We start from the raw sequence: 13,262 nt of genomic DNA, 5'->3' as shown, positions 1-13,262 counted from the left end.
CGGGGCCGATGGCTCGCCGGACTGACGGCTCGCGGAACCGATGGCTCGCCGGACTGACGGCTCGCCGGGGCCCGCGAGAGTATGCGCGTTTCGTCACAGCACCCGCTCTCGCGCGCTGTTCAGGAACCTGTCGCGCCGCCCTGATCGTCATGGTGCCTGTACGGCCGTCGTGGACGGCAGGGACGACACCGTTCATCCCCTAGGGTTTCAGGGGCGGACCGACGGTGTGTACGGCAGGCAGTGAGGCGACGAAGGCATGGCGCAGGCGTATATGACGGAGACGGGCAGCGACGGCTCGGAGCCCGAGCGTCCGGGGTCCCGGTTCCGGCGCCTGCTCGACGGCTGGCGCGGCGACCCGGGCATCTGGAAGCGCGGGCTCGTCACCGCGGGGGCCGCGGTGCTCATCGCGCTGGTGATGCTCTTCCACGCGCAGATCCCCAACGACGTCGGCAACCTCGGCAGCCTGACCGAGACCTTCCTGCCGTGGCTCGGCGTCTTCATCCCGGTGCTGCTCGTCGTCGCGGTGGTCCGCAAGTCCGCCGCCGCGCTGATCGCGCTGCTGCTGCCGGTGATCATCTGGCTGAACTCGTTCGGCGGCCTGATCAGCGACAAGTCGGGCACGGGCGGCGACCTCACGGTGGCCACGCACAACGTCAACGCGGACAACGCCGATCCGACCGGCACCGCCCAGGACGTCGCCGCGTCCGGCGCCGACGTGATCGCCCTGGAGGAACTGACCGCCGACGCCGTCCCCACGTACGAGAAGGCGCTGTCGCGGCAGTACAAGTACCACGCGGTGGAGGGCACCGTCGGGCTGTGGAGCAAGTACCCGCTCTCCGACACGAAGCCCGTCGACATCAAGCTGGGCTGGGTCCGCGCGATGCGTACGACGGTCGAGACCCCCAAGGGCGGCGTCGCCGTCTACGTCGCGCACCTGCCGTCGGTGCGCGTCAAGCTCGACGCGGGCTTCACCGCCAACCAGCGCGACAACAGCGCCGACGCGCTCGGTGAGGCCATCGCCGACGAGCAGCTCGACAAGGTCATCCTCCTCGGTGACCTCAACGGCACCATGAACGACCGCGCGCTGAACGCCGTCACCTCCCAGATGCGCTCCACTCAGGGCGCGGCGGGCGACGGCTTCGGCTTCACCTGGCCCGCGTCGTTCCCGATGGCGCGCATCGACCAGATCATGGTGAAGAACGTCGAGCCGGTCTCCTCCTGGACGCTCCCGGAGACGAGCAGCGACCACCTGCCGATCGCGGCCCGGGTGGACCTCTCCTCGTAACGTCCGCGTGGTTCGTTCTTGACCTCACGGAGTACACCTCACGGAATACTGGGTGCGCGCGACTTTGTTCCGTACGTAAACTTACGGATTCCCCCTCGCTCTCCCCCCTCGTTTCTGTGGAAGGTACTTCTTCATGCCCCTGGCCCTGCTCGCCCTCGCCGTGGGCGCCTTCGGCATCGGCACGACCGAGTTCGTGATGATGGGCCTGCTGCCCAACGTCGCGGACGACCTGCACATATCCATCCCCACCGCCGGACACCTCGTCTCCGCGTACGCGCTCGGCGTCGTCATCGGCGCCCCGCTGCTCGCCGCCGTCACCGCGAAGCTGCCGCGCCGCCGGGTGCTCATCGGCCTGATGGTGCTGTTCGTCGTGGGCAACGCCCTGTCCGCCGTCGCCCCCGACAACACGTCGCTGCTGGCCGCGCGCTTCCTGAGCGGACTGCCGCACGGTGCCTTCTTCGGCGTCGGCGCGGTCGTCGCCACCGGGCTCGTCGCCCCGGAGCGCAAGGCCCGCTCGGTCTCGCTCATGTTCCTCGGCCTGACCGTCGCCAACATCGTCGGCGTGCCGGTCGCCACCGCCATGGGGCAGCAGCTCGGCTGGCGCGCCACGTTCCTCGCGGTCAGCGCGATCGGCCTCGTCGCCATCGCCGCGCTCGCGCTCCTGGTCCCGGCCGACCACGGCCACGGCGACGCGGTGGGCCTGCGCGGCGAGCTGCGGGCGCTGCGCGGCGTGCCGGTATGGCTGGCGCTCGGCACGACCGTCGCGGGCTTCGGCGCGCTCTTCTCGGCGTACAGCTACATCACGCCGATGCTGACGGACGCGGCGGGCTACGCCGAATCCAGCGTTACGGTGCTGCTCGCGCTGTTCGGTGTGGGCGCCACCGCGGGCAACCTCCTCGGCGGCCGTCTCGCGGACCACTCCCTGCGGGGGACGCTCTTCGGCGGCCTCACCGCGCTGGCCGTGATCCTCGCCCTCTTCCCGCTGCTCATGAGCAGCGCGTGGAGCGCGGCGCTTGCGGTCATGCTGCTCGGCATGGCGGCGTTCACCACGGGCTCGCCGCTCCAGCTCATGGTCATGGAGAAGGCGTCGGCGGCCCCGTCCCTGGCCTCCTCCGCCAACCAGGCGGCATTCAACCTCGCCAACGCGGGCGGCGCCTGGATCGGCGGCCTCGCCCTGGCGGCGGGCTTCGGCGTGACGTCACCGGCGCTGACGGGCGCGGTCCTCGCGGTCCTCGGCGTCGCGGTCGCCACAGCGGCCTACGCGGTCGACCGCCGCGCCACGCCGACATCGGCACCGGCGCGCTTGGTGGCCTCGGCCGGCCCACCCCCGGGAACCGTCTCACCGCTGACGGTTCCCGAGGGCGGGCGGCGCGCTGTGGCCGGGGCTGCTGACCTCAGCCGGAGGCGGTCTCGCGCCAGAGGCTGGTGATGGGGAGGCGGCGGTCCTTGCCGAAGCCCTTCGCGGAGATCTTCGTGCCCGGCGGATACTGGCGGCGCTTGTACTCCGCCGTGTCCACCATCCGCAGCGTCTTCGTGACCAACTCCCGATCGAAGCCCGCGGCCACGATCGCGTCGGCGCCCTGGTCCCGGTCGACGTAGAGCTCAAGGATGCCGTCGAGGACCGGATAGTCGGGGAGCGAGTCCGTGTCGACCTGATCGGGGCGCAGCTCCGCGCTCGGCGGCTTGCTGATGGAGTTCTCCGGAATGGGCGGCGTCTGCCCGCGCTCCCGCGCCGCGCGGTTGCGCCACCGGGCGAGGCGGAAGATCGCCGTCTTGTAGACGTCCTTGATGGGGCCGTACGCGCCCACGGAGTCGCCGTACAGCGTGGAGTAGCCCACCGCCAGCTCCGACTTGTTGCCGGGCGCGAGCACGATGTGCCCCTCCTGGTTGGAGATCGCCATCAGCATCGTGCCGCGCAGACGCGACTGGAGGTTCTCCTCGGCGAGCCCGGTGAGCCCGAGTGAGCCCATGTAGGCATCGAACATCGGGGCGATCGGCACGGTGCGGAAGTTGAGCCCCGTGCGGCGCGCCAGCTCCTCCGCGTCGCCGATGGAGTGCTCGGAGGAGTAACGGGACGGCATGGCCACCCCGTACACGTTCCGCGCGCCCAGCGCGTCGCAGGCGATGGCGGCGGTGAGCGCCGAGTCGATGCCGCCGGACAGCCCGATCAGGACGCTGCTGAAGCCGTTCTTCGCGGCGTACGCGCGCAGGCCCACGACCAGCGCCGAGTACACCTCCTCGTCGTCGTCGAGCCGCTCGGCGTACCCGCCGGTGAGCTCCGCCTCGTACGCGGGCAGGGGCTCCTCGGAGACCGTGACGTGCTCGACGCGCAGCCCGTCGTCGACGACGCCGGACGGCGGGACGGGCGCGGCGGCGGGCAGGTCGAGGTCCAGGACGACGCAGCCCTCCGCGAACTGCGGCGCCCGCGCGATGACTTCGCCGTCCTTGTCGACGACGATCGAGTCACCGTCGAAGACCAGCTCGTCCTGGCCGCCGATCATCGCGAGGTACGCGGTGGTGCAGCCCGCCTCCTGCGCCCGCTTGCGCACGAGCTCCAGTCGCTGGTCGTCCTTGTTCTGCTCGTACGGCGAGGCGTTGATGGAGAGCAGCAGGCCCGCCCCCGCGCTGCGGGTCGCCGGCACGCGGCCGCCGTCCTGCCAGAGGTCCTCGCAGATGGCGAGGGCGACATCGACGCCGTGCACCCGCACGACCGGCAGGGTCTCGCCCGGCACGAAGTAGCGGAACTCGTCGAACACGCCGTAGTTGGGCAGGTGGTGTTTGGAGAAGGTCAGCGCGACCTCGCCCCGGTGCAGCACGGCGCCGGCGTTGCGCGGCGCGCCCGCGGGCTGGCCGTAGCGGGGCTTGGCCTCCTCGGTGCGGTCGAGGTAGCCGACGACGACGGGCAGCTCGCCGAAGCCCTCGTCGTCCAGCCGGGCGGCGAGCGCGTGCAGCGCGTCCCGCGAGGCCTGGACGAAGGACGACCGCAGGGCGAGGTCCTCCACGGGATACCCGGTCAGCGCCATCTCAGGGAACGCGACGAGATGCGCCCCCTGCTCGGCGGAGTGCCGGGTCCAGCGGACGATCGCCTCGGCGTTACCGGCGAGATCGCCGACGGTGGAGTCGATCTGGTTCAGGGCGAGACGTAGTTGAGGCACGCGCCCAGTGTAATCGTCAGAGCGACGCGATGCCCTGCCGGGCGGGAGCCGCCCCACCCGGACGCGGTGATCCGGGTGGGGCGCCCCCTGAACGCCGTCAGGCCCGATACCCCAGGACCGTCATCATCCCTGCCTCCGAGTGGTAGACGTTGTGGCAGTGGACCATCCACAGGCCCGGGTTGTCCGCCTCGAAGTCCACCGTCAGCGTGCCGTTCGGCAGGATGATCGCGGTGTCCTTGCGGGGGCCGCGCGCCACGTTCGCCAGGGCGAAGGTGTGGCCGTGCAGGTGTACCGGGTGCCACATCGACGTGGAGTTGGCGAAGATCAGGCGGACCCGCTCGCCCGCGCGCAGCGGATGGCGCCGGTCGGGGAGTAGGGCTTCTTGTCGAAGGCCCAGTCGTACTTCGCCATGCCGCCCGTCAGGCGGAGCCTGATCGTGCGGTCCGGCTTGCGGGACGGCAGGGCGACGGACTCGGCCGCCCGGAGCTTGTCCGCCGTCAGGAGGCGGCCCGTCAGCTCCTTGGGGCGGGCCGACGCGGACGGCGCGGCCCCGCCGCCCGTGCGCAGCACCGCGAGGGCCGCCGCCTTCTTGCCCTCGGCCACCGCGGTCAGCGGGAACGCGCCGTCCTTGGCGGTGACCAGGACGTCGTACCGCTCGCCCATGCCGAGCAGCAGCGCGTCCGTCTTCGCGTGCTCCACGGGGAAGCCGTCGGTGTGCGTCACCGTCATCTCGTGGCCGCCGAGCGCCACGCGGAACGCCGTGTCACCGCCGGCGTTGATGATGCGCAGGCGGATGCGGTCACCGGGGCGGGCGCGGAACACGGAGGGTGCCTCCGCCGCACGGCCGTTGACCAGGTAGTGCGGGTACGCGACGTCGCCCGCGTCGCCCCCGAGGAGGTCGCTCTTGGCGCCCATCATCATCCGCGAGGGCCCGGCGGACCGCTTCGGCTTCGGGGACGGCTCGGAGCGCGCCGCCGCGTGCGACATGCCGTGGCCGCCGTGGTCCATGCCGCCGCCCATGTCGTGGTCGGCCATGCCCTTGCTCAGTTCCGCGAGCACGCCGTCCGGGGTCGAGCCGTCCACTCCGTCGACCCAGTCGTCCAGGACGACCACCCACTCCTTGTCGTACTTCAGCGGTTCCTTCGGGTCCTCGACGATCAAGGGGGCGTACAGCCCGCGGTCCTGCTGGGTGCCGGAGTGCGGATGGAACCAGTACGTCCCCGGGTCCGGCACCGTGAAGCGGTAGGTGAAGTCCGCGCCGGGCTTGATGTCCCGCTGGGTGAGGCCGGGGACGCCGTCCATGTCGTTGCGCAGGGCGATGCCGTGCCAGTGCAGGGAGGTGGCCTCCGGGAGGTGGTTGGCGAGGGTCAGGGCGAGGGTGTCGCCCGCGGTGACGCGGATTTCCTTGCCGGGCAGCCCGTCCCCGTACGCCCACGTGCGGACCTCCGGGCCGCCGAGGTCGAGCCCGGTCTCCATGGCCGTCAGCTTCACTTCACGGACCTGGCCGCCCCGGCCCCGCTTCTTCTCGGCGGCCGCGACCTCGGGGCCCGCGGGGTCCACATAGCCCTTGGGACCGGAGCCGCCGGAGCCGCCGGACCCGGCGCTGCCGCCGTGACCGCCGCCATGGCCGCCGCCCGAGCCGGAGCCGGAACAGGCCGTCAGGAGTCCCGAACCGGCGACGGCGGCCGTGGCCGCGGCCGCCGCGCCCAGCAGAGCCCGGCGGCGGAGGGAGCACGCCGCGGCTCGGCGTGCTGGTGGTGGTCGGAGTGCTCTTCGTGGTGCTCGTGCATCGTCGGGTGACACCTCGTCATGGTGGTGCGTGCGAATGGGCGCATCCGCTGCTTCTGATACACCGCTCGACACCCCTGGGTTCCCACCGGAACCCCACGAGTTCTCCGGGCAGCGCGAAGCAGCCGGTGCGCGGCCTAAATGCGCAGCACCGACAGACGGGAGAGCGGGACGCGGGGCGGCGGCGCCTCCGGCCGCGGGGCATTCGGGCGGCCGGTCGTGGGGGCGCGGGCGAGCGTCCCGCCCGGCCGCGACAGCCCCGCCCGCACCAGCAGCCACAGCAGCAGGACGAGCGTGAGGGCCCCCAGCACCGCGAGGCAGACGGAGAGCGGATCCATGCCCATGCCCGCCGCTCCGTCCTGCGGCGGCGACTCCGACTTCAGCTCCAGAACCATGTCCGGGCCCGGGCTCCGATGTGACGCGGCCCCATGGCTTGCCCCGTGTCCGCCCGAGGTGTGCGCCGCCGAGGGATGCTCTCCCGAAGGATGCCCCAACGTATGCATGGTGACGATCCCGAGGAGCAGCGCGGCGAGCAGCAGCAACTGCCCGTGCCCCGTGCGCTTCCTCGTCCTCGCCATGGGCGAACCCTACCCCCGCCGGGTATGGGGCGACATGCGGGCTCCCGCCCCCGCCTCGATCATGAACGCATGACGCCTACGGACGACGAACCGGAGCGGATCGGCACCGGCCCCCTTCCGCGAACCGGGATGGATCCACCCGGACCACCGGCCGCCACGACCGGCGGCCTAGCATGAGCCCTCCGAGCTCCCCCTCCACGACGGCGGCCGCCCCCATGCCCTCACAGCCCACGCGGCAGCAGGCCGGCGGCCCACGGCGGCCCCGCCTCGCCCTCTCGGGCCTCCTCCTGCTCGGCGCGCTCCTGTACACCACCTGGACGTTCGAGGCGTTCCTGCCGACCGGCCTGTCACCCCGCCAGACGTACGTCAGCGAACTCGCCGCCGAGGACCAGCCGTACGGCACGTTCTTCCGCACCGCGGACCTGCTGGCGGGACTCCTCGTCCTCGCGGCGGCGGTGGGCGCGCTGGTGCGGCTGCCGCGCCGGGGGTGGACCACGGCGGGCTGGACCGGGCTCGCGCTGTACGGGGCCGCCACGGCGGTCGACTCCCGGCTGCCGCTGAGCTGCGCGCCGACCGCCGACGCCGCGTGCGCCGCGCGGGAGGCGGCGGGCACCGTCCCCTGGACGCACTCCGCGCACGCCTTCAGCAGCGCCCTCGCGATCGGCGGGGCACTGCTCGGCATGGTGCTGCTCACTGTCGCGGCGCGGCGCGGTGCGGGGGCGTGGCCCGCCCTGGCCCGCACCGGCCCGGCCCTCGTCGTCCTCGAACTGGCCGCCACGGCGTGGACGCTGGCCTCCGTCGCCGCGTTCGAGGCGGGGCGCGGGACGTGGGCGCTCGGGGTCGGGCAGCGGCTCCAGGTGCTGTTCATCGCGGCCTGGACCGTGGTCCTCGCGTGGTCCCTGGCCGCCGCCGCGTCCTCGGCCGAGCGGCGCGGATGACCTTCGTATGCGGCGCATGACCTTCCTACGCATCGATGGAGTGCCGCACCACGTCGAGGTGACGGGGAGCGGGCCGGTGTGTGTGCTCAGCGCCGGGCTCGGGCTCGGCTGGTTCGACTGGGACCCGGTCGTGCCGCTGCTCGCGCCGCACCGGACCGTCGTCCGCTTCGACCGCCCCGGGCTCGGACTGAGCGGGCACGCGCGCGTGGCGCCCACTTTGCGGGGCGAGGCGGAACGCGTCCTGCGGGTGCTGGACGCGGTGGGCCTCGGCGGGGAGCGGGCCACGGTGGTGGGGCACTCGCTCGCCGGGTTCCACGCGGAGGCGTTCGCGCGGCTGTATCCGGAGCGGACGTCGGGGCTCGTCCTGGTCGACTCCAGTGTCGAGGAGCGGCCACGGGTGCGGGTGCCTCGCGGGGCGCGGGTGGCGGGCACGCGCGCGTGCGGGGCGGTTCTGTGCGCGGCGGGGGTGCCGCGGGCGGCGGGGCCGGTACTGCGGAGGCTGACGGCGCCGAGTCCCTGGGCGGGGGTGTACGGGACGGGGAGGGTATGGCGGGCGGCGCTCATGGAGTACGTGACGTACGGCGACGTGGCCGTGGAGCTGGCGGAGCTGCGGCGGGTCGTGCCGTTGCCCGGCGGGGTGCCGGTGACGGTGCTCGCCGCTTACGCGCGGGGCTCGGGGGAGTGGCTCGGACGCCAGCGGGGGCTGGCCTCACGTCTCGGCGGGACCTTCCGGGTGGCCGCGCCCGCCGGGCACCTGGTGATGCGGGACCGCCCTGCGGACGTGGCGGCGGCGATCCTCGGGGGCGATGTGTCCTGCCCCTGAAGGCGCGCGGGGGCCCTGCGAGTTCAGCCCCCACGGCCCGCAGTCACATCCACCGCTCAGCCCCCCGCAACCCCCCGAACCGCCCGCACACTCTCCCGGATCACGATGTGCGTGCCCAGCAGATGCCGTTCCTGGCCTGTGCGCGGCGCGCCGGACAGGGCGCGGCGGACCGCCGTGCGGCCCATCTCCTCGGCGGGGATGTGGACCGTCGTCAGACCGGGGGTGATGTCCCCGGCCACGGGGTCGTCGTTGTAGCCGACCACGGACATGTCCCGCGGCACCCGCAGCCCGTACTCCCGCAGCGCGATGATCGCCGCCGCCGCGGCCCGGTCGTCCCCCGCGAAGACCGCCGTGAAGTCCGGTTTTCCGTCCGCCCGCTCCAGCAGGTCCCGCATCGCCCGGTAGCCGTGGTTCTGCCCGAAGCCGACCCCGTGGAGCAGGGCCTCGTCGCACTCCACCCCGTGGTCGGCGAGCGCCCGGAGGTACCCGGCGAGGCGGTCCTCTCCGGTGGTGTTCCCCGGCTGGTAGCCGATCAGCGCGATCCGCCGGTGGCCGGCGCCCAGGAGGTGGCTGGTGACGGCGTGGGCGCCCGCTTCGTTGTCGTACTCGACGACGAGCGCGGGCACGTCGGGCGCCGGGGCGGGGCGGCCGCACAGGATGAGCCGGGAGCCCGCAGCCGCGAGGACCTCGGCGTAGCGCGCCATCCGCTGGCGGTACTCGTCGTCCTGCGTGACCCCGCCCACCAGCACCACGGCCTCGGCGGCCTGTTCGCGCATCATCTGGACCAGAGCCAGCTCGCGGGCCGTGTCACTGCCCGTGGAGGAGACGAGGGTGAGCCTGGCCGTGCTGGGCGGCCTCCATCTCCACGCCCTGGGCGACCTGCGCGTAGAAGGCGCCCACCACGTCGTACATGAGCACGGCTATCGTCTTGCGCCCGGCGCCCGCCAACGCGCGCGCGTGCGCGTTGGCCACGTAGTCCAGGTCCTTGACCGCTCGCAGCACCTTGGCGCGCGACGCCGTGGACGTCGGGTAGTTGCCCGCCAGGACCCGCGAGACGGTCGCTACCGAGACGCCCGCGCGCGCGGCCACGTCGCGGATGGTGACCCGTTCTCCCATGTGTCTCCCTCACTCGGCAACCCCACCGGCCCGAGGCGCGGTCGCCGCTGCCCCCGGCAGCCCCGCCCCGGACCCATCATCCCGCGCACCGCCTCCGGCTCAGTGCGCGGCCTCGTACTCCTTCAGGAACTCCTCGGCGGAGCGCTCGCCGCCCTGGGACCGCCACTTCTTGTAGATGCCGTCCCAGTCGGAGAGCTTCTTGCGCCCGGCGACGACCGCCGTGACGCCGTCCGTGATGATCTGGTCCATCGTGGCGCTCTGCCGGTTGTACGTGTCCGACATCAGGCCCCAGTGGTCGTCGGGCACCAGCAGCGGCACGACCTTCTTCTGCCAGGCGTGCAGCCGTTTCGTGAGGTCGGGGAAGCCCGGGTAGTACAGGGGTTGGGGCGCGTCCATGAGGTACGGGAAGGGCAGGTTGGTGCGTGAGTCGACGAGGCCCAGCTCGGTGGCGACCGGATCGCCCGCCTTGTCGTACCGGAAGTGGGTGCCCTCGATGCCGTAGTGCATCAGCTCGTACTCCTTGGTGCCGAACGGCGAGGCGAGCCAGTTCAGTACGCGCAGCATCAGCTTGACGCGCTCCTTGGAGGCCTTCTTGATGACGGTGTAGCCGAAGCAGCCGCGGTTCTGCTGGTAGACGGGGGTGCCCCCGCCGACTCCGCTGACCGCGTACGGCTCGGCGACGTCGAGCGTGAACTCATCCTTGATGCCCTGGGCGTTGGACATGACGGCACCCCAGCCGTCCGTCATCGAGCGGACCGTCCCGTTGTGGAACTGCGTCTTCAGGTCGACCTGGGAGATCGAGGTGGCGTCGGGGTTGTACGAGCCGTCCTGGCGCAGCCCGGCCATGTACTCCAGGGCGGCCTTGAACGCGTCGGTCCCGTACATGTCGGTGGCCTTGCCGTTCTTGATCTGCCACTGGTTGGGCGCGCCGTGCCACATGGCGTGGTAGAGGTACCCGAAGAAGCCCACCGTGGACGCGCCGAGGGCGAACTGCTTGCCCCGGGTGGCCTCCTTCGCCATCGCGCGGAAGTCGGGGGCGGACATGCCGGGCCGGTAGCCGGCCTTGTCGAAGGCCTCGCGGTTGATGAACATGGCGCCGTGCACCTTGGCGCGCTCGACCGGCAGTCCGTAGATGCGCCCGGCGATGCGACCCATGCCCTCCCACGCGTACGTAGGGATGTTGGCGAGGTGGGGGTAGTCCTTGACGGCGTCGCCGGACAGGTGCTCGCTCAGGTCGGCGCAGCGCGCCTTCACGAACTGCGACTCCCTCGGCAGCACGTACCCGCCACCGAAGCTGATCATGTCGGGCAGGTCGTCGCCCGACATCAGCGTGGACATCTTGGCGCGGAAGTCCGCGTCCGGCACGACGGTGAACTCGATCTCCACGCCCAGGGCGTCGTTCACCGCCTGCCAGTACCTATTGCGGCCGACCGGCTTCGGCGGGGTGCCGTAGGTGATGGTCAGGACCCGGATCTTCTGCCTGCCGTCGCCCGGCTTCTCGGCCATCGCCCTGACGAGTTGCTCGGGGTACTTCGTGTATCCGGCCTGTACGCCCTCCTTGGTCGGCGCCAGGTCGGGGGCGGGGCCGTCGGCGGGCGTGTACGTGGGCCAGGGCACGGCCTTCTTGCCCGCGTTGGAGACGTTGCCGCCGCCGCTGGAGCCGGTCGAGCAGGCGGTGAGGACGGACGGGGCGGCCAGGGCGGCGCCGCCGACGGCTATGGAGCGCAGCAGGGTGCACCGTGACATCGAGGATCCGGACACGGGGATGAGCCCTTCTGTACGTCGGTGATACACGGGGGGTCAGCTCTTGATGGCGCCGGTGAGCACGCCCTTGGTGAAGTACCTCTGGAGGAAGGGGTAGACGACCAGGATCGGCACGGTGGCGATCACCAGGACGGCCATCTGCGTCGTCTGCGGGGCGGAGACCAGGCCGGCCTCGCTCAGGCCCGTGTCGGCGATCTGTGAGCCACCGATGACGTACGTACGGAGCACCTGGGAGAGCGGCCAGTGGTCCGACTCCATGTAGATCGAGGCATGGAACCAGGCGTTCCAGTAGCTCACGGCGTAGAAGAGGGAGACCACGGCGAGGGCCGCCTTGGAGAGCGGGAGCACGATGCGCCACAGGATGTGCCAGTCGCCCGCGCCGTCGAGCCGGGCCGCCTCGTACAGCTCCTCCGGTATGCCCTGGAAGAAGCCGCGCAGCACGATCAGATTGAAGACGTTGATGAGGACGGGCGCCACGAGCGCGGCGTACGTGTCCATCATCCCCATGCCCTTGACCAGCAGGAACGCGGGGATCATGCCGGGCGGGAAGAGGAAGGTGAAGAGGATGAGCAGGAGCACGGGCCTGCCGCCGAAGACGCCGGGGCGGGCGAGGGCGTACGCGAGGAAGGTGGTGCACGCCAGGGAGAACAGGGTGCCCACGACGGTGAGGGCCACGCTCACGCCCAGCGCCTTGGTGACGATGCCGCCGCTGAGGATGGTGCGGTAGGCGCGCAGCGTGGGATCGCTCGGCCACAGCACCCAGCCGCCGTTGTCCACGACCTCGCGGTTGGAGGCCAGCGACGTCGAGACGATGACGAGGAAGGGGACCAGGACGAGCGCGAGCACGATCACGACCGCCACGGCCTTGGCGGCCTTCGTCGCGAACCTCGGCTTCTCCATCCAGGCGGGCCGAGTGTCCTGTCCGGTACTCACCCGCACTTGTCGAAGGCTCACTTGTAGACCCCCTGCTCGCCGAGCCGGTGGGCGACCCGGTTGGCGGCGAAGACGAGCGCCGCGCCGACGACGCCCTTGAACAGGCCGGCGGCCGCCGCGTATCCGGTGTCGCCGCCGACGATGCCCTGCCAGAACACGAAGGTGTCGAGGACCTCGCCGACCTCCGGCCCGACCGACTGCCGTTGCAGCAGCATCTGTTCGAAGCCGACGGAGAGGATGTCGCCGAGCCGCATGATCAGCAGCAGGATGATGACGGGCCGGATGCCGGGCAGCGTGACGTGCCAGAAGCGGCGCCAGGGACCGGCCCCGTCGATCGCCGACGCCTCGTACAACTGTTCGTCTACCTGCATCAGCGCGGCGAGGAAGATGATGGTCCCCACCCGGCGTCCTTCCAGATCACCTCGAACACGACGAGCGGCTTGTACGCGTCCGGGTTGCCGATGATGTCGACGGTGTGCAGCCCGGAGTCGCTCAGGAAGGTGTTCAACAGGCCCGTGTCACTCAGCACTTGCTGGAACAGCGCGACCACGACGACCCACGACAGGAAGTGCGGCAGATAGATCACCGACTGCGTGAAGCGGCGCAGCAGGTCCGAGGTCAGGCTGTGCAGGAGCAGGGCGAGCGCGAGCGGCGCAGGGAAGAAGAAGACGAGCTGGAGCACGGCGATGAACAGGGTGTTCCACGTCGCGTGCCAGAAGTCCGGATCGCCGAACATCCGCTCGAAATTCGCCGTGCCGACCCAGGGGCTGGCCCACAGGCCGTCGAAGGGTACGTACTCCTTGAAGGCCACCGCGTTGGCGATGAAGGCGCCGTAGTGGAAGACCAGGAAGTACACCAGTCCCGGCACCATGAGCAGGACCA

Annotated in this window: 8 protein-coding genes and 3 pseudogenes; 4 read left to right on the top strand and 7 right to left on the bottom strand. The window is 71.7% G+C overall.

All coding sequences use genetic code 11. From position 1 onward, the window contains the following. Positions 1-256 precede the first annotated feature (256 nt). Both ACOBQB_RS20405 and ACOBQB_RS20400 read left to right on the top strand, forming a co-directional pair. Positions 257-1,285: an endonuclease/exonuclease/phosphatase family protein gene (locus ACOBQB_RS20405; protein ID WP_423593602.1), complete on the top strand. Its 1,029-nt coding sequence runs from the start codon at positions 257-259 to the stop codon at positions 1,283-1,285. 133 nt (positions 1,286-1,418) lie between these two features. After that, positions 1,419-2,714: an MFS transporter gene (locus ACOBQB_RS20400; RefSeq protein ID WP_423593601.1), complete on the top strand. Its 1,296-nt coding sequence runs from the start codon at positions 1,419-1,421 to the stop codon at positions 2,712-2,714. Here the strand turns inward: ACOBQB_RS20400 and ACOBQB_RS20395 are convergent. The 3 genes and pseudogenes from ACOBQB_RS20395 to ACOBQB_RS20385 all read right to left on the bottom strand — a co-directional run bounded on the left by ACOBQB_RS20395 (position 2,680) and on the right by ACOBQB_RS20385 (position 6,806). After that, the gene (locus ACOBQB_RS20395) at positions 2,680-4,440 is read right to left on the bottom strand and encodes an NAD+ synthase (protein ID WP_423593600.1); all 1,761 of its coding nucleotides are present in this window, start codon (positions 4,438-4,440) and stop codon (positions 2,680-2,682) included. The two genes, ACOBQB_RS20400 and ACOBQB_RS20395, sit on opposite strands and share 35 nt — an antisense overlap. 97 nt (positions 4,441-4,537) lie before the next feature. Continuing rightward, positions 4,538-6,153 (bottom strand): annotated as a pseudogene (locus ACOBQB_RS20390) (multicopper oxidase family protein). 212 nt (positions 6,154-6,365) lie between these two features. After that, entirely contained in the window at positions 6,366-6,806 is a 441-nt protein-coding gene (locus tag ACOBQB_RS20385; RefSeq protein ID WP_423593599.1) for a DUF6153 family protein, read from the bottom strand. A gap of 215 nt (positions 6,807-7,021) precedes the next feature. Between ACOBQB_RS20385 and ACOBQB_RS20380 the strand changes: the two genes are divergently transcribed. Together ACOBQB_RS20380 and ACOBQB_RS20375 are read left to right on the top strand one after the other, a co-directional pair. Continuing rightward, on the top strand, positions 7,022-7,744 hold the full coding sequence (locus ACOBQB_RS20380; RefSeq protein WP_423593598.1) for a DUF998 domain-containing protein: 723 nt from the start codon (positions 7,022-7,024) through the stop codon (positions 7,742-7,744). A gap of 16 nt (positions 7,745-7,760) precedes the next feature. After that, on the top strand, positions 7,761-8,567 hold the full coding sequence (locus ACOBQB_RS20375; protein WP_423593597.1) for an alpha/beta fold hydrolase: 807 nt from the start codon (positions 7,761-7,763) through the stop codon (positions 8,565-8,567). 56 nt (positions 8,568-8,623) lie between these two features. On the opposite strand, the pseudogene ACOBQB_RS20370 reads toward ACOBQB_RS20375, so the two are convergent. The 4 genes and pseudogenes from ACOBQB_RS20370 to ACOBQB_RS20355 all read right to left on the bottom strand — a co-directional run bounded on the left by ACOBQB_RS20370 (position 8,624) and on the right by ACOBQB_RS20355 (position 13,251). After that, positions 8,624-9,683 (bottom strand): annotated as a pseudogene (locus ACOBQB_RS20370) (LacI family DNA-binding transcriptional regulator). A gap of 99 nt (positions 9,684-9,782) precedes the next feature. Further along, positions 9,783-11,429: an extracellular solute-binding protein gene (locus ACOBQB_RS20365; protein ID WP_423593596.1), complete on the bottom strand. Its 1,647-nt coding sequence runs from the start codon at positions 11,427-11,429 to the stop codon at positions 9,783-9,785. Between the two features lie 54 nt (positions 11,430-11,483). Next, positions 11,484-12,347: a carbohydrate ABC transporter permease gene (locus ACOBQB_RS20360; protein ID WP_423598614.1), complete on the bottom strand. Its 864-nt coding sequence runs from the start codon at positions 12,345-12,347 to the stop codon at positions 11,484-11,486. A gap of 50 nt (positions 12,348-12,397) precedes the next feature. Beyond that, positions 12,398-13,251 (bottom strand): annotated as a pseudogene (locus ACOBQB_RS20355) (ABC transporter permease). Positions 13,252-13,262 lie beyond the last annotated feature (11 nt).

The organism is Streptomyces sp. G5(2025) (assembly GCF_049542075.1).
In the GTDB taxonomy this organism is placed as follows: domain Bacteria; phylum Actinomycetota; class Actinomycetes; order Streptomycetales; family Streptomycetaceae; genus Streptomyces.
Note: the sequence above shows the minus strand (reverse complement) of the source record. Positions and strands in the feature narration are given on the sequence as shown.

Bases quoted from the DNA above. Each gene is read 5' to 3' on its own strand.
- ACOBQB_RS20400 (WP_423593601.1), top strand. From the start codon at position 1,419: ATGCCCCTGGCCCTGCTCGCCCTCGCCGTGGGCGCCTTCGGCATCGGC.
- ACOBQB_RS20375 (WP_423593597.1), top strand. From the start codon at position 7,761: ATGACCTTCCTACGCATCGATGGAGTGCCGCACCACGTCGAGGTGACG.
- ACOBQB_RS20380 (WP_423593598.1), top strand. From the start codon at position 7,022: ATGCCCTCACAGCCCACGCGGCAGCAGGCCGGCGGCCCACGGCGGCCC.
- ACOBQB_RS20385 (WP_423593599.1), bottom strand. From the start codon at position 6,806: ATGGCGAGGACGAGGAAGCGCACGGGGCACGGGCAGTTGCTGCTGCTC.
- ACOBQB_RS20360 (WP_423598614.1), bottom strand. From the start codon at position 12,347: ATGGAGAAGCCGAGGTTCGCGACGAAGGCCGCCAAGGCCGTGGCGGTC.
- ACOBQB_RS20405 (WP_423593602.1), top strand. From the start codon at position 257: ATGGCGCAGGCGTATATGACGGAGACGGGCAGCGACGGCTCGGAGCCC.
- ACOBQB_RS20365 (WP_423593596.1), bottom strand. From the start codon at position 11,429: ATGTCACGGTGCACCCTGCTGCGCTCCATAGCCGTCGGCGGCGCCGCC.